Annotated in this window: 17 protein-coding genes; 7 read left to right on the forward strand and 10 right to left on the reverse strand. The window is 54.2% G+C overall.

What is annotated here, in order from left to right; translation table 11 throughout:
• Nucleotides 1-152 precede the first annotated feature (152 nt).
• The 4 genes from KJ970_15510 to KJ970_15525 all read left to right on the forward strand — a co-directional run bounded on the left by KJ970_15510 (nucleotide 153) and on the right by KJ970_15525 (nucleotide 4,054).
• Nucleotides 153-674 carry a hypothetical protein gene (locus KJ970_15510; protein MBU2692329.1) on the forward strand — a complete coding sequence of 174 codons (522 nt, stop codon included), beginning with the start codon at nucleotides 153-155 and terminating at the stop codon, nucleotides 672-674.
• Nucleotides 675-1,099: 425 nt separating this feature from the next.
• Complete coding sequence (locus tag KJ970_15515; protein ID MBU2692330.1) at nucleotides 1,100-2,269, forward strand: hypothetical protein; 1,170 nt, start codon at nucleotides 1,100-1,102, stop codon at nucleotides 2,267-2,269.
• A gap of 10 nt (nucleotides 2,270-2,279) precedes the next feature.
• On the forward strand, nucleotides 2,280-3,239 hold the full coding sequence (locus tag KJ970_15520) for a metal ABC transporter substrate-binding protein (protein ID MBU2692331.1): 960 nt from the start codon (nucleotides 2,280-2,282) through the stop codon (nucleotides 3,237-3,239).
• Nucleotides 3,240-3,253: 14 nt separating this feature from the next.
• Nucleotides 3,254-4,054 (forward strand): metal ABC transporter permease, encoded by an 801-nt coding sequence (locus tag KJ970_15525; protein MBU2692332.1) that lies wholly within the window; start codon nucleotides 3,254-3,256, stop codon nucleotides 4,052-4,054.
• Between the two features lie 105 nt (nucleotides 4,055-4,159).
• Here KJ970_15525 and KJ970_15530 read toward each other — a convergent pair whose 3' ends face one another.
• Nucleotides 4,160-5,260 carry a DUF1624 domain-containing protein gene (locus KJ970_15530; protein ID MBU2692333.1) on the reverse strand — a complete coding sequence of 367 codons (1,101 nt, stop codon included), beginning with the start codon at nucleotides 5,258-5,260 and terminating at the stop codon, nucleotides 4,160-4,162.
• Nucleotides 5,261-5,556: 296 nt separating this feature from the next.
• On the opposite strand from KJ970_15530, the gene KJ970_15535 reads away from it, so the two are divergent.
• A complete protein-coding gene (locus KJ970_15535; GenBank protein ID MBU2692334.1) occupies nucleotides 5,557-6,792 on the forward strand; it encodes a hypothetical protein in 1,236 nt (411 codons plus the stop codon).
• Nucleotides 6,793-6,832: 40 nt separating this feature from the next.
• Complete coding sequence (locus KJ970_15540) at nucleotides 6,833-9,289, forward strand: SUMF1/EgtB/PvdO family nonheme iron enzyme (protein ID MBU2692335.1); 2,457 nt, start codon at nucleotides 6,833-6,835, stop codon at nucleotides 9,287-9,289.
• 34 nt (nucleotides 9,290-9,323) lie between these two features.
• Here KJ970_15540 and KJ970_15545 read toward each other — a convergent pair whose 3' ends face one another.
• The 5 genes from KJ970_15545 to KJ970_15565 all read right to left on the reverse strand — a co-directional run bounded on the left by KJ970_15545 (nucleotide 9,324) and on the right by KJ970_15565 (nucleotide 14,619).
• Complete coding sequence (locus KJ970_15545; protein MBU2692336.1) at nucleotides 9,324-9,818, reverse strand: MgtC/SapB family protein; 495 nt, start codon at nucleotides 9,816-9,818, stop codon at nucleotides 9,324-9,326.
• A gap of 122 nt (nucleotides 9,819-9,940) precedes the next feature.
• Complete coding sequence (locus KJ970_15550; protein MBU2692337.1) at nucleotides 9,941-11,008, reverse strand: nitronate monooxygenase family protein; 1,068 nt, start codon at nucleotides 11,006-11,008, stop codon at nucleotides 9,941-9,943.
• Nucleotides 10,995-12,251: a beta-ketoacyl-ACP synthase II gene (gene fabF / locus KJ970_15555; protein ID MBU2692338.1), complete on the reverse strand. Its 1,257-nt coding sequence runs from the start codon at nucleotides 12,249-12,251 to the stop codon at nucleotides 10,995-10,997. The genes KJ970_15550 and fabF overlap by 14 nt, the downstream gene beginning before the upstream one ends.
• A 468-nt stretch (nucleotides 12,252-12,719) precedes the next feature.
• Nucleotides 12,720-13,475 (reverse strand): MBL fold metallo-hydrolase, encoded by a 756-nt coding sequence (locus KJ970_15560; GenBank protein ID MBU2692339.1) that lies wholly within the window; start codon nucleotides 13,473-13,475, stop codon nucleotides 12,720-12,722.
• A gap of 1 nt (nucleotide 13,476) precedes the next feature.
• Nucleotides 13,477-14,619 (reverse strand): MFS transporter, encoded by a 1,143-nt coding sequence (locus KJ970_15565; GenBank protein ID MBU2692340.1) that lies wholly within the window; start codon nucleotides 14,617-14,619, stop codon nucleotides 13,477-13,479.
• Here KJ970_15565 and KJ970_15570 point away from each other — a divergent pair.
• Nucleotides 14,618-14,815, forward strand: a complete 198-nt coding sequence (locus KJ970_15570) for a hypothetical protein (GenBank protein MBU2692341.1) — start codon at nucleotides 14,618-14,620, stop codon at nucleotides 14,813-14,815. The two genes, KJ970_15565 and KJ970_15570, sit on opposite strands and share 2 nt — an antisense overlap.
• Here KJ970_15570 and KJ970_15575 read toward each other — a convergent pair.
• The 4 genes from KJ970_15575 to KJ970_15590 form a co-directional block, all read right to left on the reverse strand.
• A complete protein-coding gene (locus tag KJ970_15575; protein ID MBU2692342.1) occupies nucleotides 14,804-16,150 on the reverse strand; it encodes a hypothetical protein in 1,347 nt (448 codons plus the stop codon). The two genes, KJ970_15570 and KJ970_15575, sit on opposite strands and share 12 nt — an antisense overlap.
• Before the next feature lie 40 nt (nucleotides 16,151-16,190).
• Nucleotides 16,191-16,673 (reverse strand): DinB family protein, encoded by a 483-nt coding sequence (locus tag KJ970_15580; GenBank protein MBU2692343.1) that lies wholly within the window; start codon nucleotides 16,671-16,673, stop codon nucleotides 16,191-16,193.
• 132 nt (nucleotides 16,674-16,805) lie between these two features.
• Nucleotides 16,806-20,630 (reverse strand): hypothetical protein, encoded by a 3,825-nt coding sequence (locus tag KJ970_15585; GenBank protein MBU2692344.1) that lies wholly within the window; start codon nucleotides 20,628-20,630, stop codon nucleotides 16,806-16,808.
• Nucleotides 20,631-20,818: 188 nt separating this feature from the next.
• Nucleotides 20,819-22,456, reverse strand: a complete 1,638-nt coding sequence (locus KJ970_15590; protein MBU2692345.1) for a right-handed parallel beta-helix repeat-containing protein — start codon at nucleotides 22,454-22,456, stop codon at nucleotides 20,819-20,821.
• Nucleotides 22,457-22,605: the final 149 nt, after the last annotated feature.

Below are 22,605 nucleotides of genomic sequence, written 5' to 3' on the forward strand. Positions count from 1 at the left end.
ATTAATAATTCATTGCATAAACATAATTGCAGGATATAGACCGGCGGATCCCGGATTGCCCGGGACCTGTGGACTTCGGCCCGGCGGATAGAGTATTCTGCGCTGGATCATCACTGTTCATTGAATCTCTCTTTAGAAAAGGAGCCTCTGTCTTGAGAACGACTCTCCTGCAAACCCCTTTCCTGCGAAGCCTTCTGTCGCTTCTTCTGTCGATTGCCGTTCTCTCGAGCGGATCCCTCTTCTCCATGGGATGTTCTACCCGGGCGGAGTCGGGCACCTGGACCGCTGATTCCACCCTGGTTTATCCCGGCAAGATAGCCGGAGATGTCACCTGCACCATCACATTCTGCGAGAAGTTCAGCAGCAAGACCGGCCAATGCACCGGTGTCAGCCGTTCATTTGAGATGATGGAAGACGCCAAGGTGAGGGCCGTGATCCATCTCGAGAATGTATCCGCCCGCGGAGACGACGATTTGAGCTTTCATCTTGTTTGGCTCGATCCCAACGACGATACAATCTTCAAGAAGCGGGTTGAGGTCACACCGGACCCATCAAATACCACGCTGACGAGCTCTCTATCTATTACTCCCGACAACCGGGAGCTGGGGCGTTATAAATTTCGTCTTTACCTTTTCCGGGAACTGATGGCCGAGAAGTCGTTCGAGTTGTACTAAACTCGGAGCATTTATATCGGATCCTTCCGGGACGGATGACATGGGTGTGCCGACATGATGCCGCTGGAAGCCAAAAGATCCAGATTTTTACTACCGGCCCTTGTCCTGTCGGCTCTTTTCGCATTTCTGGGTTTACAAGCCGCAATTGTCATTCATGATTGCCATCATCACGGCTGTCGGTGCATGGATCATCATGAAGATTCCGATTGTCCCATCTGCTCTTGCGTTTCTAACAGCCCGGCGAGCCTAACGGTCGTCGTAACACTCACGACCAACCAAATCCGGCTCCCCTTTTCGCCGGTTCAAGCTCCGGCGGAGATCGAAGCCGACCAAGTTCCCTGCTGCGGACGCTCTCCTCCCGCCTTCTCCTGATATTTATCGCAATACATTCATCGATTAAACATCACATGTAACCAAGGAGGCGCATGATGCGTTACCTCGCGGTATTTGTTATACTTGCAATCTTGGGAGCCGCCGCTCAGCCTCTGCCGGCTCAGTCATCCAGCACCGCAACCGGTGTTTCCAACTCCATGAATCCGGCCATAAGCGTCAACGGCTTGTTCTTGGGACAGGTCTCGCGGGACAATCCCGATCACGAATTCAATAATATTAACGTGCAGGAAGCCGAAACCCGGTTCACCTCCATCGTCGATCCCTATTGGAAAGCGGCCCTCACTATTGCCGGCCACCCGGCGCATTCGCATGCGAGTCCGCACGATGCCGGGGAAGATAATCCTGACGATCAAGCGGTTGAAGAAACCAGCGCTGATTTTATCTTTCACATAGAAGAAGCCTACATCGACGGACGGGCCCTTCCCGCCGGATTCGCCCTCCGGATGGGGAAGTTCTTCCTTCCTTTCGGCAAGCATGTTCCGCTTCACACACATCAATTCCCCTTTGTGCATTCGCCCCTGGGCGTTTCCGCAATTCTAGGCGAGCACAGCCTGAGTGAATCCGGCGCCCAGATCACAGCCACCATCCCGGTTCCATGGTACGCGGATCTCTCGGTTTACGGCGTCGATGGGCGGGCCGGGATTTTCGATGCGGCAAACAAGAATTACGTCTTCGGCGCGTGCACCCATCACCTTTGGGACATTGGCCAGAATTCAACATTGGGGCTCGGCGGCTCGGCGCTTCAGGGCCCGGATGGGAGGCATCCCGGCGAGTCGATCCAACTCAATATCTACGGAGCGGATCTAACATATAAGTGGGTCTCCGCGGGACAATCCAAAGGGCCCGCATTGAATTTTACAGCAGAGCTGATCGTTCCCGATTCCGAAGAGAAGGAAGGAAGCCCTCTCGGCTGGTATTTCTTCACACAGTATCGCCCTCACAGGAATTGGTGGCTTGGGGGCGCCGTCAGCCAAGCGGTCGATATTCTTGGTGGTCATTCTGATCATGAGAAAGACGAATCTGAAACCCCCCTCGGGGAAATGTGGGAATATAAATTCAATCTCACCTTTGCTCCGAGCGAGTTCAGCGCCTTGCGTGCCGAAATAGTCTTTTCCGACGACCGCGCCGGCGATGAAGACGATCTGCAATTCTATCTCCAATGGAATTTCACGATCGGCTCTCATCCGGCGCACTTGTACTAGGGGGTGTCATATGCCAAGGCGAATCACAAATTTATTGACGACTGTTGCGGCCATCTTCTTGTTTGCCGCACCGGCATCGCAAGCCAAGTTAAAGGTCGTGGCCTCGATTTCCGACTTGGGATGGCTCGCACAACGCGTCGGGGGCGACGCGGTTGACGTCTCCGTCCTCTGCCCCGGCAACCGCGATCCCCACTATCTCCCGGCAAAGCCATCCTTGACGCGCAAACTGCGCAAGGCCGATCTGTTGATTTATAATGGCCTGGAGCTTGAGATCGGATGGCTGCCCCTGCTGATCAACACCGCAAGAAATCCAAGGATCGAATCCGGTGGCGGCGGCGAGCTTGATTGTTCTCTTGCGTTGACGCATATCCTCGAAATTCCATCAGGCCCCGTCAGCCGCGCCGAAGGTGACATCCATCCTCTTGGAAACCCGCACTATTTGATCGATCCACGCAACGGGGCCGCCGTCGCGACGCTGATGGCCGAGCGGATGGCCACGCTCGATCCGAAGTCCGGCGGTGATTACCGGGCCCGCGCCGCCGCCCTGGTGAAGGAGATCGAAGGGAAGTTGCCGGTCTGGGAGGATCTGGCCCGGCCGGCGAGGAATCACTCCATTGTTGTTTATGCCAAACAATGGGAATACCTGACGGAGTGGCTTGGCCTCACCGCAATCTGCGCCATCGAGCACAGACCCGGTATCGCTCCATCCCCAAAGCATGTGGAGGAACTTATACAAAAAGGAAAACATCTCGGTAATTCAATCGTGATCGCAGCACCTTGGAATCATCTCGATGCCGCCCGCAACACAGCGGATCGCATGGGGGCGCCCTTCTTGATCCTTCCGCCGGCGGTTGGATCCACAGAAGAGGCGGCCGGCTATTTTGACATGTTCGATGACATTTGCTCCAAGCTGGGAACCGCGGCGGCGTCCGACTCAGCGCGGGCGAAGGAATCGGGGATAATGCCATGAATGGATTCATTGAAATGATGGCGGCTCCGATGGCCGTTACGCTGATCCTCGTCGCCATGCACGGGTACCTCGGAACACATGTTGTGAGGCGGGGAGTCATCTTTGTCGATATTGCACTGGCGCAGATCGCCGCCTTCGGGGTGGCGATCGCGCTTCTCCTGGGGAGCGATGTCGGCACCGATAAGGCTTTCATCGTCGGTCTCGCCAGTACTTTCATCGGCGCATTGCTCTTATCTCGAACACGGACGCACGACGCCAGGATTCCTCAGGAAGCCTACATCGGCATCATCTATGTCGTCTTCAGCGCTGCAATGATCCTGATTTTGACGGGGATCCCGCACGGAGGGGATGAAATCGACCATCTGCTTGTCGGCGCGATCCTTTGGGTGACTTGGCCCGTTGTGATCAAAACAGCCGTACTCTACGGCATTCTCGGCGCCGGTCTCGTCTGCATGCACCGATCTTTAACATTGATCTCTGAAGATTCCGCAGCCGCCCGAAGCCGTGGACTTTCCCTTCGTACCTGGGATTTCCTTTTTTATATGGTTCTGGGCACGGTCGTGACATCCAGCGTTCAGATCGCCGGTGTGCTGCTGGTCTTTACGCTTCTGGTCGTGCCCAGCGTGATGGCCATCCGGCTCCTTGAACGGTCACACCATCGGTTTCTGTATATTTTAGGGATCGGCGTTGTGGCGGTGGTCACCGGATCGGGCGCCAGCTACATCTTTGATCTGCCGACCGGCGCCGCCATCGTCTGCACCTTTGGGCTCTTTCTGGGAGTTCAGGTGATCATGGAGATTATCTTGAGGCGGTGATATTTCCGTCTATCCTCCGCCAGCGAAAAGGGAGCCGTCACCGGCTCCCTTTTCCCGATCCTACTGGGTCGCTTCGCTAAAGCATCCAAATCCGCCGAGACCCTTTTAAATCATTTGGATCAGGTAGTTCTTGCTGCGGCGCTTCACACCGCCGAACCAATACGCCAGCGGCAGCATCACGACAAGCATCACCGCCAATCCGACAAATGAGCCCAGCACCGCATACTCCCGGTAGTGGAAATCCATCCGTTTGACAAAAACGCCCAGGATCCCGATATGCACCGCATAGAAAAAGAGCGGCACCCGGCCGACAATACCCAGCCAGGCGGTCAGCCTCGGGATGATTTCTCCAAGAATCATGATGAGGGACATCATGATGCAGACCGCGCCGGTGAACCAGATATTGTGATAGAGGCTCGGCGGGTATTTCTGATCAAGGAAGAAGGAATATTGGAAGAACTCAGAGAAGGGAAAGATGTTTCCATAGCCGCGGCTCAAGCGGATCGCGGTGGCGATCGCCAGCGCCGCGAAGCCGATGATAAGAGTCATCGTTATCCGCTTTTTCGGCGTCTTCCAAATTTCGAGCCACCCCGTCGCCAGGACCGATCCCATCGCCCCCAAACCAAACCAGGGGATCAATGGATACTTTGTAAAGTCCCCGGCGGCGACAAGAAGCTGCATCGGATAGATCTGCCAGGAATCGGCATTGTAGGGGATCTTTAACAGAAGGGGATGAATCAGGAAGGCGGCCAGCGCGGCGGCGAGCCGAATTTGCCAGCGGGTGTTCGCCAGGAGGGCCAAACAGCACATCGCCAGGCCGATCGTAGCGATGATTCCAAAATGTTCCGGCTTGAAGCTGCTGAATCCACCCCAGGATGAATTCACCCATGTGATTTGCACGAGAACGAGAAAAAGCCCGCGCTGCAATAAATGCCATTTGGCCTGCCGGTCCCCCTGACCGGCCTTGCGACGCCGTTGATACGAGTACCAGGTCATCGCACCGTTCATGAAGAGGAAGCCGGGCGCGCAGAGATAACCCATATATCTCAAGGAGAACTGGCCGAAGGTGGCAAAAAAAGGATCCAGCGGATCGAGGCTGTGCCAGACTGAATTCAAAAAATAATTGCAGTGCCCCAACAACATCATGACGCCGATCAATCCACGGAATTGGTCGATAAAGAGAAACCTAGGCTTTTTTTTGGTCACCTCACCCATCCCATCATCCCCAACAAGTTGTTAATTAAAGCCTTAGGGTTTAGATGCCTCACCCAACACCCTGCCCCCGGACCGCTGCATTCTGACACGGAACATGGAGACTCCGCAAGAGCTCCCGTGGCGGGGAAAAGAATCCACATGGCTTTGGGGGACTTTCGTATCCCTTGCCATTCATGTAATCTAACCAAAGTTGTGTCCCCAGGGGGGAGGAGAGGGCACTCCGGGAGGGGAGGCAGCAGGGAATCGGTCTGCACCGATTTAAACGCTGACTTGGGGAGCGAACCAGCATGATCCATCGATGTCGCCTGGGTGTTCTTGCATCACTTGTTTTAATTCTGGCTGCCGGTCACGTTTACGGAGAGGGTTCCGCGTCTCAACGGGACATTATCCCATTGAGCCGCCGGATCCTCACGGATCTCATTCCATCTTCCGCGCAAGACCCCACTCCCCCTAAGAAGAAAAGCAGCTCGAAAAAAACAAGCGGGACAAAGAAGGCAAAGCCCAAAAGGAAGGCGAATCCGATAAAGGTTTCCGGCAACTTTTTTCTCAAGTTTCTTTATACCGGCAACGCCTACAATTACTCAGAAGAGTATATCAGCGAGTTCCGCCATAGCATGAACCCCCATAAATTCGCGATGAACACGGTGGATGATCTTGTTGTCGAGCCTCGAATCGATGTGGATTTTGAAAAGAAGTTTATCAAATACGGCCCGACAACCCTCGGCGTATCTTATATCCGGTCTCAGTACACATCGAACCACAATAAATCCAAGGACTCCTTCCGAATAGATATTAGACAGCCTGTGTGGGGCAGTGATTGGATGAGTTTTGGATATTCCCTTACACCCTATTCTTACATCCGGAAAATGTCGGATAGGCCGCCTTACGTTCCCCGCTCGACACCGATCGATTATTTCGCCTTCCAGTATACCAATAATACTTTTGCGTTTGAATACGCCCACCGGTTTTCCTATCCCTACCGGCTCAACATCCGGGCGGGACGGGTGATCCGTTATTACAACCAACCCCAAATGGAAAACGACAATTGGGAGTGGTACATCGGCGGCAAATTCTACTGGTACGCATCCAAGAGCTGGCGTTTCAGCGCGGAATACAGATATAGCGACGCCCCGGCGCGCGCGGCCGATTCGATCGGCGAAACGCTCGAAACTTCCGATGACTCCGATCCCTCTTTCGAACGGGACGCCTACTATATTGATTTCCGTTACGCCCCGCGCGGAAAACTGTGGATCGCGAAGTATCTGACCCTCTCACTTGCCCTTAAGGACTACTACTTTACCAGCGACCGTGTGCTGTACCGGGATGGATACCATGTCGGCCGGTTGGATGAGATCGACACATACAGCTTTACTGTCGATACGGAAGAGATTTATGGCCCCATAACACTTGAGCTCGGCTTTTTCTATGACGAGCGCCGGACAACATCCCCCTGGGAGGGGGTGGCGGCAGACAAGGATTATATCGATAGGAGTTTTTGGCTGGGCATGAGCTATCCCTTCTAGGCTTTGGCCCCGAATGACACAGGAAAAGAGGAGAGGAAGAATGGTTCGCTTGACGACTCGATGGGTTGGGATTGGGCTCGGCGTCCTGACGGCGCTTTCCGCGGTTATTCTGATGCTTCCCGGCTGCGCGGAACAGGACCTGTACAAACCGCCGGTCTCACCCTATGAGGTCCTTTCGGTTCTGCCGCTTCCGGCCAGCGCCGAGGATGTGGATGTTCTCGGGGATATTGCGTATATCGCCTGTGGACAGGCGGGGCTTATTACGGTGGACATCTCCAATCCGTATGCTCCTGTCATCCTCTCCCAGTTGGACACAAAGAAGTTCGCCGAATCGATTGTCGTCGCCAGCACGCCCTTCGGCGACGGGGTGATCGAAATCGCCTTTATCGTTGAAGGAACCGAGGGTGTCACAACCTGGGATGTAACCCATCCTGACAGCGTCTTCTCCTTCCATCAAGGAACGACGGCCGTCGACGGCAACGGCCTCTGCATCAAGTTGCCGGACAATCCGGGCGACCCCTATATCATTTATCTAGCCGAGAACTGGAAGGGCCTGCGGATCTTCAAGTCCGACCCCTTTGTTCCCGGTCTTCTTAATTATGAAGGCGCCTTCGCCTATGGGCGCGGCTATGCCAAAGCGGTCGCCGTGGAAGATGGTTTCGCCTACGTGGCGGATGACGAGATGGGCGTCACGGTTTTTGACGTCCGCAACCCTGTACTCGGCCAGATGGATGTCGTCTCTTATTGCGATACCGATGGATGGTCACGCGGTATCGCTGTTCATGACGGCATCGCCTATGTGGCCGACGGCTACAACGGCTTTGTCATCATGGAGACACACGGCGCCGAGCCTCCGGTCCCAATCGGGCATTACCTCGAAGTGTTGGGGCTCTGCCGCGACGTCGTTTATCGCGACGGCTTGGCCTTTGTCGCGGCGCAGGACGGCGGGGTGCATATCTTTGATGTGAGAAATCCGGCAAAACCCGAACACATCGGCAGCAATATCACGAGCTATGCGCAGGGCATCGCTCTTTCCTCATCCGGCTTGCTTGTTGTCGCCGACCGCTCCGATGGACTGGTTATTCTCGGCGGTCCGGGACCCTTCAATGACACAACGCCGCCGGCGGCCATCGGCGACCTGGCCGCCGTGCCGGTCGACTCGACCAGCATCCGCCTTGAGTGGCACGCGACAGGAAACGATTTGTACAATGGCAGAGCGGCGGAGTACGACATCCGTTACTCCGAGCTTGCCATCACAGAGGCGATCTGGGATTCCTCCGCCGTCTTTAAAACCGGCTTCAATCTGACCCCTGCGACAAGCGGGACGGCTGAAAGTTATCTCGTCGAGAATCTCATCCCGGGCACCCCGTACACCTTCGCCATCAAGGTTGCCGATACAACGCCGAATTGGTCCGGGATCTCCAATGTCGCTTCGGCCGTCACCCCGCTGGGCAATGTGCCGCCGACCCTATCGAACGGAACGGTGTCACCGGAAGCCGGCGCCCCGGAGACCCAGTTTATTTTCTCCGTTCTGTATACCGATGGAGATGGGGATGCGCCGATACAGGCCGATGTCATCATCAACGGCACAAATTACGCCATGCAGCTTGTGAGCGGCGACTACGAGAATGGGGCCACCTACCACTACGAAACGGCGCTGTCGGTCGGATCCTATGAGCACGCCTTTGCCTTTGATGACGGCGAGGGCCACGCCATTCAGACACCCCTCACGAGGGGTCCATGGGCGGGCACTGTCCTCCAGATGGGCAGCCCATTGAATGAAGTGGGCCACGGATTCAACGAAACGCTTCACACGGTCGTATTGACCCACGATTTCTGGATCAGTGATCACGAGGTAACACAGGCGGAGTATGAAGATGTCATGGGCGTGAATCCTTCCCGCTTTGACGGCGATAATCTGCCTGTGGAGAAGGTCACCTGGCTGGATGCGGTATCTTACTGCAACATTATTTCCGACCGGGACGGATATGAGCTTGCTTATACAATCGACGGCAGCGTCGTGACTTGGAATAAAGAGGCCGACGGATATCGTCTTCCCACAGAAGCCGAATGGGAATATGCCTGCCGCGCCGGGACACAGACGGCCACCTGCAACGGCAACCTGACGGAAGAGGCCTGCGGGGTCGATCCGGTGCTGGATGCGGTCGGCTGGTATTGCGGCAATGCCGCCTACATGACGCATGATGTCATGAGCAAGGCGCCCAACAGCATGGATCTCTATGATATGCACGGTAATGTCTGGGAGTGGTGCTGGGATATTTACATGGAAGATCTGGGGACGGATGTCGTCGTCGATCCCAGCGGTCCTCCCGGCGGCGCGCAACGCGTCGTTAAGGGCGGTTCCTGGTACTATTACGCACGCGAGTGCCGCTCCGCATCCCGTGCGCCCTATTGGCCCAACTCGCAGGATGACATTCTCGGATTCCGGGTGGCGCGGACGGTCCCTTCATCCGGGAAGAAAGTTCAGGCGCGATGATCAGGCCTTTTGCAGAGGATCTCTAAGAAAAAAGTTATTCTCTACTTCCCAGGCCGGGGTCACCGTTCTTGCTTCCTCGTTCATGCGAGTGCACCCCGCGGCGGAGCAATTTAATGGCGGATTCAAGGGATTCCATCCCCGTCAGAATCCCGACGGTGACGGCGGATAGGGCGATGGCGCCGAGGAGGTGACCGAGTCCTATCGCTGCGCCGATGGCTGCCAACACCCAAATAACCGCGGCCGTTGTCACGCCCGACACGGTCCCTTCTCGCGCAAGGATCACACCAGCCCCTAGGAATCCAATCCCGGTCACCAGCTGGCCGAGAACGCGGGTGGGATCGGAGCTAGAGCTGGCGACCCCGGAACCGAGATGGATGAAAACAGCGGTGCCGAGGCATATGAGACAGCTGGTGCGAACACCGGCGGGCTTGCCGCGCAGCTGCCGTTCAAGGCCGATAATGGTTCCGCAGAGAACGGCCACCCCAATGGTGAGCCAGAAAGGGGAGGAAAAAGGATTAAAGTAGTTCACTAAAAGACTCCTTCTGTACACCTAAGATATCAAGGCCGCCCGGCGGTCGGTCTAAGAAATTATCCCCTGTTCCCTCGTGTTGAGTCGATGGCGTGTTGAGACGACAGAGCCGTTGGAGTTTTTTAGGCTTCTTCGAGCTCGCTGAGAAGTTCCTTAATGAGTTCTTTAACGGTGACAATTTTGTCAATCCGGTGCGCGTTTTGCCCGCAGAAAATGAGGCCGTGGTCCACATCGCCAAAATAGGAATTCAGCAGAGCCAGTGCAATACAATATTTCGCCTCTTTGACCTTGCAGGCCGTGAGACATCTGTAGGGGCAACTTATTTTCAACTTTCCTTTAATTTCAAGATCTTTTAAGAATTTATTATATATCGCCCGGCCGGGCATGCCGACAGGACTCTTAATGATAACAATGTCCTCTTCTTTGGCATCCAGATATGCTTGCTTGAATTCTTGAGATGCATCGCATTCTTCGGTGCAGACAAAACGGGTCCCCATCTGGACACCAGAGGCGCCCAGCGACAGCATTCGCGCGATATCCTTTCCGCTATAAATGCCACCTGCTGTGATAACAGGAATTTTCTTTCCGTATCTGTCTTCATAGGGTTTAATCGTTTCCAGAACTTCAGATAAGAGTTTTTCGATGGAGAAATCCTCTAAACGCGTCAATTGCTCTGGTGAAAAACCGAGATGTCCGCCGGCCAGCGGCCCTTCCAAGATTAATCCATCGGCGATTCTTCCGTAGCGCCTTTCCCAGCTTCGCAGAATAAAATCTGCAACTCTGGCGGAACTGATGATGGGTACAAGGTTGACACTGGGATCCTGCACCAAAGCCGGAAGCCTGGTCGGCAACCCGGCGCCTAATACAATTATTTTGATTCCGTCTTTCACCGCGGTTTGAATGAGATCGTCTACGTTGCTAAGCACACTCATGAAATTTACGGCGAGGAGGCCGTCTGTCATTTCCCTGGCTTTGCGGATTTCACTTGATAGCGCTTCTCTGGATGTCTTTTCATAATCTTTTTCCGAATCTTTGTGGTCTCCTAAACCGATGCTGGAAATGGTACCGATCCCGCCCTGGTTTGCGACCGCCGAAGCGAGCGAAGCAAGAGAAATTCTGACACCCATCCCCCCTTGAACAATAGGTATCTTTGCAGACAAATCGCCGATCTGAAGCTTAGGAACGTCCATTTCTGTCTCCATACTTCTTAATCACAAGGCAGGCGTTGCCGCCACCAAAACCAAACGAATTGCTCATGGCCGCATTTATATCCATCGATTCGGCCCCATTGGTGACATAATCAAGAGAACAATCAGGGTCGGCTTCCTCAAAATTAATGGTTGGCGGAATGATGCCCGTGAACACACTCATTACAGTCGCCACAAACTCCACGGATCCGGCGGCCGCCATAAGATGGCCGATCATTGATTTTATTGAGCTCACCTTCAGGCTCTTTGCATGTTCGCCGAACACTTTTTCAATGGCCGCGCTCTCACATTTGTCATTTAAAACAGTGGATGTGCCGTGCGCATTGATATATTCGACATTCTCTGCATCCAAACCGGCGTCTCGCAATGCCGCCTGCATGACCCTGATCATGCCGTCGCTATTGGGCTCCGGCGCCGTAAAGTGATAGGCATCAGCTGTATTGCCATATCCCGCGATTTCAGCATAAATGCGGGCGCCTCGCTCGAGGGCGTGTTCCAGATTCTCCAAAACAGCGATGCCGGCCCCTTCCCCCATCACAAACCCATCACGATTCTTATCAAAGGGTCTGCTGGCGTTTGAAGCATTATCATTTGGAGTCATGGATCGTGTGGCGCAAAAACATCCATAGGCCAGCCGCGTAATACATGCTTCGGAACTGCCCGCCAGCATGATATCGGCATCCCCTCTTTGAAGAATCCGGAAAGCATCGCCAATGGCATTTGATCCACTAGAGCAGGCCACCGATGGAGCGGAAAGAGGACCTTTCAAGCCATGCTTGATGGAAACCATGCACGCCGCCATGTTGATCAGCAGCTTGGACACAAAAAACGGATTCAAGCCATCGGGTCCATTTTCTTGAAGCGCCGCATATCCATCTTCGATGGTCTGTGAGCCACCGATGCCGGAGCCGATGATAACGCCGGCCCTATTCTTATCAAATGAGAAAGAGTTTAATCCTGCATCATCAAAAGCCATTGCCGAGGCGGCAACCCCAAACTGCGCGAATCGATCCATGCGCCTGGCTGCTTTTTTATCAATCCATTCTTCGGGTTGAAAAGATTTCACCTCTGCCGCCAGCTTGGACCGAAATTCCGCCGGATCAAAATGAGTGACCCTTGCAATTCCGTTTCTCCCGGCCTCCAAGCCCTCACAAAAGCTTTTTACACCTATGCCTACCGGCGTTACAGCACCCAAGCCCGTTATAACAACCTGATGTTCTTTCATAACACATTTCTTTTTAGATATTTTACAAAGACGTGGAGCCGCATTATTAAATTTGACACCTTTTCTTTTAGATAATCATTTCTTATCGCACAACTGACCTTATGTTGAATTCAGTCAGATGTTCCAGACTTCTAATCTCGACATTTCTACATCCCAACATTGCCACATCCTGGAACAACTCACAAGCATTCGATCTCAACCCCAATTCCTCACTCCAACCCGCCGGGGCTTGGAGCAATCGCTCAAGGATAGCGCCCCATCAGAGAACAGCTTAGAAACCGCGCCTCCCTCCCGGGTACCCTCAAACTGACAGGACAGAAGACGCTGGGCCGGGAGCCTGAGGGGTTGAGCCCCTATGAGCTCGTTCGGGTCGTTCCCGATGCCCCCCCCCGGTCCCGCGTCCTCGATGCCTCGACGAAGAGGCCTGAGTCAGGTGCCCGCCGGCCGGTCTGGGCAATCGCCCTGGAGTCACGAGTGATTCAACAGAACATAAGCGAGGTCTTGTGGGGGATTGTCCACATCAAGATGAAAACTGTTTCCGTTTACTCTTATGACATTCTGTTTACCCTTTAAGAAATCTTCTGCGGTGTTGGGCAAGAAGGCAGAAAGATCCGTTCTGTAATGCATCGGGAAAACAACCGCTCCTGGATGGAGTTGTTTGACAACCTGATCAGCTTCATCCAATGAAATTGTATACTTACCGCCGACGGGGATCATTAGGACATCAATATTTCCGATCTTATCGATCTGTTCATCGGAAAGCAAAACACCCAGGTCGCCCAGATGAGCCACCCTAATGCCATCGAACTCAAAAACGAAAATTGAATTCAACATGGGGCTTATCTCCGGCTTATTGTGGTTTGAAACAACATTATAAATTCTCACATCGCCGATTTGCTCATCAATCTCCACAAACTTCTGCAACAACCCTTGATCTCTTGGCCCCACAAGGCCTTTCAGAATGATAGGATTTCCCGAGACGGCGTCAACGTTGTCATGATCGATATGCCCGTGTGACACGGTGACAACCGTTGGCTCCACTTCTTTGGGAACGCTGTATCCCTCGAGCTTCATTGGATCTGTCATTATCTGAGTGTTTTGCGAGGTTGTGATTAGGAAACATGCGTGTCCATAAAAAGTAAATGTGACCTTGGTTGAAATGCGGGCCCCGGAAGTTGATGAAAAGCAAAAACTTAATAGTGAAAGCGCCAGCATATATTTCATCTTAACTTCTCCTTTTAATAAACGCCGTTGCAGGCTCCCGCATGGCGGCTAATAAACCGACGGCTGCCACCGCCGCGAAGACGGCGCCCGCAAGAAATGTCGCCGACGCGCCATGCGAACTCCATAGAAGACCGGCGATGACACTCGCCAGCAGCAGCGCGCCGCCGCTCACAAGATTGAATATGCCGAAACCCGTGCCGATTAACTTCGGCGGCGCGGTGTCGGCGACCAGTTTCGACAGCAAGCCCTGCGTGGAGGCCATATGTAATCCCCACAGGGCGGCCCCGGCAAACACGATCAGCGGTGATGCGGCTAAGGCCAGCACAAGATCGGCGGCAATCAGCAAGACAAGCCCGAGAAACAACAATGTGCGAGAGCTGATGCGGTCGGCGGCGGCCCCGGCAGGATAGGCGGCCCCGGCATAAAAGACATTCATAACAATCATCACAAACGGTACGCGGCCGATTTGAAGCCCGACATCCAGGGCGCGCAACACCAGAAAAGCCTCACTGAAGCGCGCCAGCATAAAGACGGCCCCCATCAGCACAACGAGCCAGTAGCGCATTGGAAGCCTTTTGGCGTCGGAAAGAGCAAGCGGAGCTTTTGCCGGGCCGTCCGGCTTCCCCCGCTCGGGCTCGCGCACATAAATAAGCAGCAGCGCCACGGCGATGAAGGCCGGCACCACGGCGACCCACATGACCGCCCTGATGTTATTGACGAACCAGATCATGAGCCCAACCGCCAGCAGCGGGCCCAACAACGCGCCGACGGAATCGAGCGCCTGGCGAAGTCCATAGGCCGCGCCTCGCAGTTTCGGCGGCGTAAGATCGGCAACCAGCGCGTCACGCGGTGCGCCGCGAATGCCCTTGCCTATACGATCTATAAAACGCGCTGAGAAGACCCAGCCGGCCGATGCAGCCATCGGGAAGATCGGTTTGGTGAAAGCAGCAAGCGTATAACCGAGAACCATTAGGAATTTGCGCCGCCCGAGGTAATCGCTGAGGGCGCCCGAGAAGACCTTCATGACAGCGGCCGCCGCTTCAGCCACGCCCTCGATGATGCCGACGGTAACCATGGAGGCGCCCAGGGTGGTGACCATAAATGCCGGAAGCAGGCTGTGGATCAGTTCCGAGGAGGTATCCATGAACAGGGAGCCGAACCCCAAAACCCAGATGCCTGCGGGCAAAGCACGCCATGCCGCCGGCGTGGACTGGGGAGATCGTGAATTAATTGAAGTTTGCACCCGCACCCTTGACCTTCAAAACGACAGGCCCCCTGTCGGATCCCCCTGCCGGATCTTTAACATCCAGAGCGGTTTATCTTACACATCAATGGTTTGATAATTCATCCAATAAAAGATCCAATGTCTGCTCGGAATAATAGTCGATTCCCATGGTTTCCCCCTCGATGCTGCTTGGATAATCCAGTGGTATTCTTTCTCTTAGGGGAAAGCCTATGCGGGTTCCGGTGTTTTTTAATTTAAAATCGTCTGTGCCGCCTCCCCTGCCCGCGGGGGGCATCCCCACAATGACCGCCCTACCATTCATTTTCATCCATCTAATAAAAAAGTCGCATGCGCTGCCGCAAATCTCATTTGAGCGAATATACACCTTCCCGCTCCATGAATTCTTCATGGAAATTCTATCTGTAATAAAATCAAAATCGTCCACGCCGGATTCTCTTCTATTTTCCTTGTCAATGATGTCGTAGAAAAACTTAAATTCCTTCTCAACACCCAAAGCATAGCTTAGATAGAGCATGTCATTGAATCCGCCTCCACTGCAGTCCTTCAAGTCAATCACAAGGGCGTCGGGGCCGATTTCCTTTATCATACCCATAATCGTTTCGATGTCGGCGGCTTCCCAAGCCACAAAATCACGCGGATGAAGAATGCAATATTTTTCCTTTTCTGTTTCCAGCATGTACAGCAGCAGCGAAGAATGGGGCGAGATGCTTTCATCCGGGAGATCTTCCAGCGACAAATACCCATTTCGCTGCAATAGCAACGTTTCTTTATTTTTCCGGCTTTTCGAGATGTCGGTAGTAATGGAACATTTCTTATACCCGATATTGAATACCAGCTTCTTCTGGTCTCTTAAAACTTCAATTTTGACATCTTCCAAACTGTCCATTGTCGGCGCCTGGCGCCGTATCAGAGATAGATTCCTCGCGGCGATTTCGTATGTTGCATTCCTGGTCGACTGTGGCTCTTTGCGGCCGAGTTCCTTTATATAATCCTTTGCGGGTATATTGTTTATATCTGAGATGATATCACCGATTTTGACCGGAGGAGCATAATGTGGAAAGATCTTTTTTACAATCAACAGGCTATCATCCGTAAATGTCGATACAAAACCCAGTGTGTAGAAAGTATCAACCGGTGATATTTCACGAGGTACATCCCAGTAGAAATGTCCGTCAGAAAAGGTGGCGCGCAGATTGCGGATTTCCTTAACAAAAGATTGTCGATTCCAGATGATAGTGTCGGCATGTAGTTTTCTTTGCTCCAGGAATCCAGACCTTGAAAGGGCGCATTTTCTTTCAAAATATATATATTTTGAGGAAATCAGCTCACAGGCTTCAAGATAATCCTCTTTAAATTCATCGCCCGAATATTCCTGCGAAACCGCCATACCCATTGCAAGCATCAGAAGAATGCTCGCTAAATATTTCATTTTCCGTATCTCCCAAGACTTGTATAACGCTCGCTGTTTTCTATGAAATCGGAAAGTCCATTCCCGATGCCGGTTTCCCCATCAACCGGCACATCGCAAGGATTTGGCCTTGATGAGAATATATATGTGTAAGGGGGCGTATAACAACATGCGCCGGCGTCAACATCCTTTCATTATTTCCCCATGTCATCATCTCGCGGGCGGTGTTGAGTTCCTCCGTAGAGGCCGCGCGCAGGTACTTCTGCGTCGCGGAGAAAACTTTCTTGCGGTACAACTCCAGCTTCTCGATTGTGGGGTAGTCTGAGTCATTCTCATCGACTTCGAGACGCCCCTGTAGCACACCGATCCAATACTCCTCTGCGCCGATAATGTGATGGATTTGCGCCCGGACCGAGGGATAGCCAAAACCATCCATCTCGCCATCCCGTTCCGCTGCGCTCAGCTGGCGGCAGTGCGCCAATAGTTTCTCCAGGCTGTGATGGGCGCGTTCATGGAGATCGAGCAGGGCTGCAGGCGTGTACATGGATCCTCCAGCATTTTGGGAATGTCATATATTGACGATGGGAACCCTAAATAGAAGCCCCAGGCGTCGGCCCGGGGCTTCCAGCATCATGCTCGGTGGGCCGTTTTGCCGCCCCGCCGGATCAAACTCATTTTACTTCACCAACATCAGCTTCAGGCTCTTCTGCTCCATGCCGGCGCTCAACTTGGCCAAATACAGCCCACTCGAGACGGCCCGGCCGTTGGTGTCATTGCCATCCCAGGGGATTGTCCACTGGCCGGGATCGGTGACGCCATTCACCAGTGTGCGCACAAGGCGGCCGGAAATGTCAAAGAGCTGCAGCTGCACATCGACGCGGATCGGCAAGGTGAAACCGAGTTCCACCGCTCCACGGAACGGATTGGCGCCGCGTGATGTCAGCGCGAGGCGGAGGTTACCGGAAACCGGCCCGTCATATATGTACGGGCCATGCATCGACTCATATCCGACAGGGTCGAGAATCCCGATCTTATACGCTATGACCGCATCCGGATCGACGTCCCTGTCCAAGTACGTATTCGTTTTGCTTCCGATTATCGATTTGGAGACTTCGGCAAAACCGCCGCCTTCCTGTTCCCGGTATATGCGGTATCCGTTCAACGGTCGGTCATCACACGGCGCCCAGCTCATTAGAATACCGCCATCCACCGGTTCCGCGGTAAACCGGGCGATGCGAACCGGATCATAGCGCGGCGGCTCGGTTGTAAAACGTATCGCCAATCCGTCGGAAAGGGGTGCGGCGCCGGGGGCGTATTCGTTCAAGTGTGAGTACTCGATGCCGATATCTTCGGTCTCGTTCTCAATCCCGACGGTCGAATACATCCGCTCATGATCATTGTTGACGATATTTTTATACTGGAACTCAATCACTCCGTCCCCCGTGGTTTGATTGGGATAATACGCGGGATCGTAGAGAATGAGCTGGAATGTCTGGAGATCCCAATCCGGCTCATTGGGACTATTAAAAACCGACCGCTCGTTGGCGAGCCGGCTCCACTCAACGACGAAGCGGTGATGGGCGTCATCACTATACGTATAGATACCATCGCCCACAAGAACATCGTCGACTTTAAACCCGGGATCGAGATTATCCCAGAAGGGAGCCATCTTCGCACCGCTTCCGTATGCGTCGGGCAGGCGCCAATTGTAATAGTCGTGGTAGGACAATGTGTCAAAAGAAGCCCAGCCATTGTCGCTGATCATCAGCCGGTCGTACGATTTCCCGTAAAATGTGAAGGGAAAGGGCACATCGACAAGGGTCGTTCGGTTGTCCCGCAATTCGATCCGTGTTCCGGATCCGCCATATAAAGTGGAGCAGGTAATCCAATCATAGAGCGGCGCGGTGTCGGGATAGTCGGTATCGGAGTTGTCGTAGGCGTAATACCCATACGCATCGGCGGCTAGAGGCGCCCGATGGTCCACCTCGCCGACGACAAGCGAAAAGTCCGTTTCGGAAATGTATCCCTCTTCTGTTGTGAGGATGAGCTTCATGTTGGCAACCTGGCCTATAAAAGCCTCATCGCCGGCTTGAACCGTAAAAGCTGTCTCGGAAAGACCACTGCCGCCGATTTCCAAGGCGGGGTAGCTGCTCGCCGAATCGATAACCGCAATAATGCCGGGCAGCTCCGACCGCAACACCGCCGTTGCGGCCGACGCCGTCAGCGAGCCGTCATTGGTGATCGTCACGGTGAGTCCGGCTGATTCTCCGGGATTCAAAACACCGTCATCGGCCACAGTATAAGATTCATAGCGCAGCGCCGGGGCAACCACCTGGAGATTGAATTCGGTAACCGAGGATCGTTCGGCGGCTTGGGCTTCCAGCAGGAAGATCAGGCGCAGCCCGTCGCCCGCGTCAGGGTCGACGGATATTGTAAAAGGGGCGTCCGGTATCGCTGACGCGCCCGGGGCGATATCGGGATAATCGGCGGAGCCGGTGACCAACTCCGCGCCGACCCCCACCGCGATGGCCGCCTGAAGACTCGTGGCGGCCGTTTCGCCGAAGTTGTGGAGGGTCACTGATAAATCGACCGTTTCGCCGGGGTTCACAACACCGTCACTGTTTCCAGCGGAGTCATCGATCTCGACGCCTTCAAAGGCCGCAAAAGCGCCCTCCGTCACCACATCAATCTGGCCGCGATAGGGAGCCAGACCGGTTCCGGTGACGGTCATGCCGACCGATCGCACCTCTCCGAAGAGGGCCGGCACCCGCGCGACACCATTTTCATCGGTCCACGCGCACCCCAGCGTTGTGTTGCCGGAGCTGATACCGACCCTGGCGCCCACGATCGGTGTGACATCATCATCCTCCGTCACAACGACATCGGTGAAATTAGCGCCCATCGGAATTTCACTTTGATGATCGACGAGGATCGCTTTCGGCGGAGCCATTAAAATTTCCATCTCAGGATCGCCGAGGAGATTATAAATATAAAAGTTGTGCTCCACCGAGGAATCTTCATATTCCGCATACTCAAGTTCTGTCGGGAATTGATGCAAGATCTCAAGTTTCGAGGCCAGCAATAGTGACCCCAACCGCCGTGCGCCGTCGGCGATAGACTTAAAAGCCCCGATCGCGGCGGCATCGTTAAAGCGGGTATGCGACCAGGGTTCGCTGTTGCCGATAAAGGCGACCGCTCCGCGGGGCTGTTCTTCGGTACCGGCGCGCAACCACGCCTCACCGAAGCAAATACCCTCCGCGGCGTAATCATTGTTTTGGCAGACAAAGCTGAAGACCGCGGGCAGCATCCAGCCATTTGTTAAACCAAAGACCTCGTTGGATGTAAAATGGGGGGGCTCCCAACCGTGAACTCCATAGGCCCAGCCCCTGTAACTGATGATGGAGACACCGCCATTGATTGCCGCGGGGATGAGTCCTGCATGATCGTCATAATGGGGTGGGTAGTAGACCGATGACACCGCTTCATAATCGAGGCCGAGCAACACCTCGCGGCACCAATTGCTGACCGCGACCGGCGTATCCGAGGCGTAATCGGCGCCAACGACCAATCCGCGCCGCAGCCAATCGGTGCCGACACCATCGCCGGAATCGGTGAAATAGGTTTGCCATTCATAATTGAGGATTTTTTTTATGACGGTTTTTGCCTCCGCCACCGTCTCGACCGAAAGCCGGCCGACATGCAGATCGGGAAACCAATCATCCCCATCCATCAGGGCATAGGGCAGGTCGCTTACACTCGCATGAAAATTCCATCCCGGAATTTGTCCCACATCTCCGACGAGGAGAACATATTCCGGCGGGTAGGCAGAATTGTGATACCGAGCCCGGATCGAATCCTGGATCACACCATTATCCGTCCCCCAGTCGAGTGTCGTCACGACATCAACGACGAAACCCTTTTCCCGCTTCCACCCCGCGAAGGGTTGCAGATCACTCTCAAAACGGGGATCGGTGATGATCAAGTAGCTTCCCGCTTCAACAGAGGAGAGAAGATACTGCTGCTCGGACGCGATGAGAATCTCTAATCCGTCAAAAAAACCTTTGCTGTGGCGAAGGGGATTGGAGGGTTGCTGCACCTCAAGGCCGCCGCTGTGAAAAACCTCAATCTCCACCGTCTTTGTGTGGATGGCCGAGGGTCCCTTTACCGGGGAGATGGTAATCGGCAGGAGCCGGAGCCCCCTCATGATCATCGGCGCGCCGGCCGTGATCCGGACAGCGGAAACCAATTCATCGTCTGCAAGCCGGACTTGAACATCCCCGGCATTCGTTGGGAGCACGACATAGCGGGTCACCGGCTCCTGAAAACTGGTGGATGACTCGCCCTGAAGGCTGACGGTCATTCTTCCGGGAGAGGAAGCGATCTTCATGGAAATCTCACTGGGATGGATCGATGGAAGTCCTTCAAGTCCGAGTGCCGCCGTTGTCAGCGACAAGAAAAGCGACAGCAAAAAAAATACGGACAACGCCGCAAGAATCCGCATACTTCCTCCCTGGTTAATGTCCATCACAAAACTCCCCCGCAGGCTCCCACACATCGGTGAGTCTTTAATTCGATGAGCCTTCTATCGGGTGAGCCTACCATCCTTGAAGAATAGATGCCACACGTTGACGAGCCGCTCGCTTTCGCGCGCGGCCCGTCCATAGACCTACCATGACAATGACGACAACCCTATCGGGCGTAAACCATACGCCGGGTTTGCGTTTCGCCGTTGGTGGTGAGGAGATAGAAATAGACGCCGCTGGCGACGGGATCTCCCGCATCATCCTTTGCATCCCAGACGCTGGTATGCATCCCCGCCGGTAAACTCCGGTTGACGAGAGAGCGAACCTGGCGGCCCGTCACATCGACAATCCGCAGACCGACAGCACCCGCCTTGTTCAACTGGAAGTGAACCGTTGTGGTTGTTCTAAAAGGATTTGGCCGGTTCGCGAGGAAGAGCCCGGTAACGACGCCGCCCTCTTCGACGCTGTCGGTGCAGCCGGCATCACGGGCGCCGAGACGGTCGCCGTTGCAGGCCCCACCGCCATTGGGATGGTTCCCCGCGGCGCATGGAGAGGTTGTCTCGATACCGAAATTGTCGGTTGGCATATCGCAAAAGAGAGGATCAAGCGAGAAGTTGTCGCCGGCATCGGTGCCGCAGATACTGTTGTCATCGAGGTTGCCATAGATATCGGTACAGGAAACAACGGGGACACTGCCGTTGTAGCAGTAGATACCGTATCCATCGTTATTGGCGATAATCGATTTTGTGATGGTCGGCGATGTGAAGTCGAGATAGATCCCGCCGCCGAAATTTTCCTCTTCCTCCCAAATCTTGTTCGCGGCGAATGTACACTGCGTGATCGAAATGGGGCTGGCCAGGAGGCAGAAAAGACCACCGCCCTCGGAGCCGTCGCCCTCGACTTCATTGCGTGTCACAAGGCAATCAACCATAGTTAGCGACGAGTAATCGGCGAAGAGGCCGCCGCCGGGACCATAGGCCGCGGTCGTGGAATTTCCATGAATACGGCATCGCTGCAGATCCAGCGTCGATTCATCGCGACAGGCGATTCCGCCGCCGGTGCCGTCAGAGGTGTTGTTCATAACCTCGGAATCGAGAAGGGTCAGGTCGCTGGTGATAACATTAATGCCGCCGCCGCTTCCATTGGGGAAATCAATTTCGTTCTCGTTGATTTCGCAAAAGCTGATAATGCCCGTGGAGCGCGCTTTAATAAGAAGGCCGCCGCCGCTCGGTGAGATATTTCTGCTCAACTCGCACCCGGTCACCTCGGCATAGCTGTCTTCTTCAACAGCCAAACCACCCCCCTGTTTCGCCACATTCTCGTTGATTGTGCAGTCGTTAATATACGCCGTGGAAAAGCCGTAGACGATGATTCCGCCGTCATCATTATTTGAAACATCACAATTATTTATCGTTGCGGTGGAATTATTCCTGATAAGAATCCCAGGAGCATAAACCTGCGCAAAGGCATCGGTCACCGTCAGGTCTTCGATCACCACATCCGTCACGCCTTCACAGTGAATCCCGCGCCCCTGATGCAATGGATCGATGATTGTCAGTCCGGCGCCGGCGCCCCGAATCGTAATCCCGGATATCGGGATGACGACAGAGCGGGTCGTGTCCGGAGGAACCGTATGTGTTATATCGCTGTAGACTCCAGCATCAATCAGGATAAGATCGCCCGAGCTTGCAGCGTCCACAGCGGACTGGATGGTCGGATACGGAACCGGTACGGTGAACGTATCGCCCCAGGCAGGAGCCGTGATAATTATAAAGACGGCTATTAAAACCAAATGTCTCTTCATGGTTGATCCCCCGCGGAAAGATCCAAGCGGAATGAAATATTCCAATCCGTTAGACAGTTAGAGTATCTCTACTGTTTCCAGTGACACTGTTTCCAGTGACACTGCCTCAAATGACACTGTTTCCAGTGATAAATAGAAACCAAGGTTGA

Source organism: Candidatus Eisenbacteria bacterium, from assembly GCA_018831195.1.
GTDB lineage: Bacteria > Eisenbacteria > RBG-16-71-46 > CAIMUX01 > JAHJDP01 > JAHJDP01.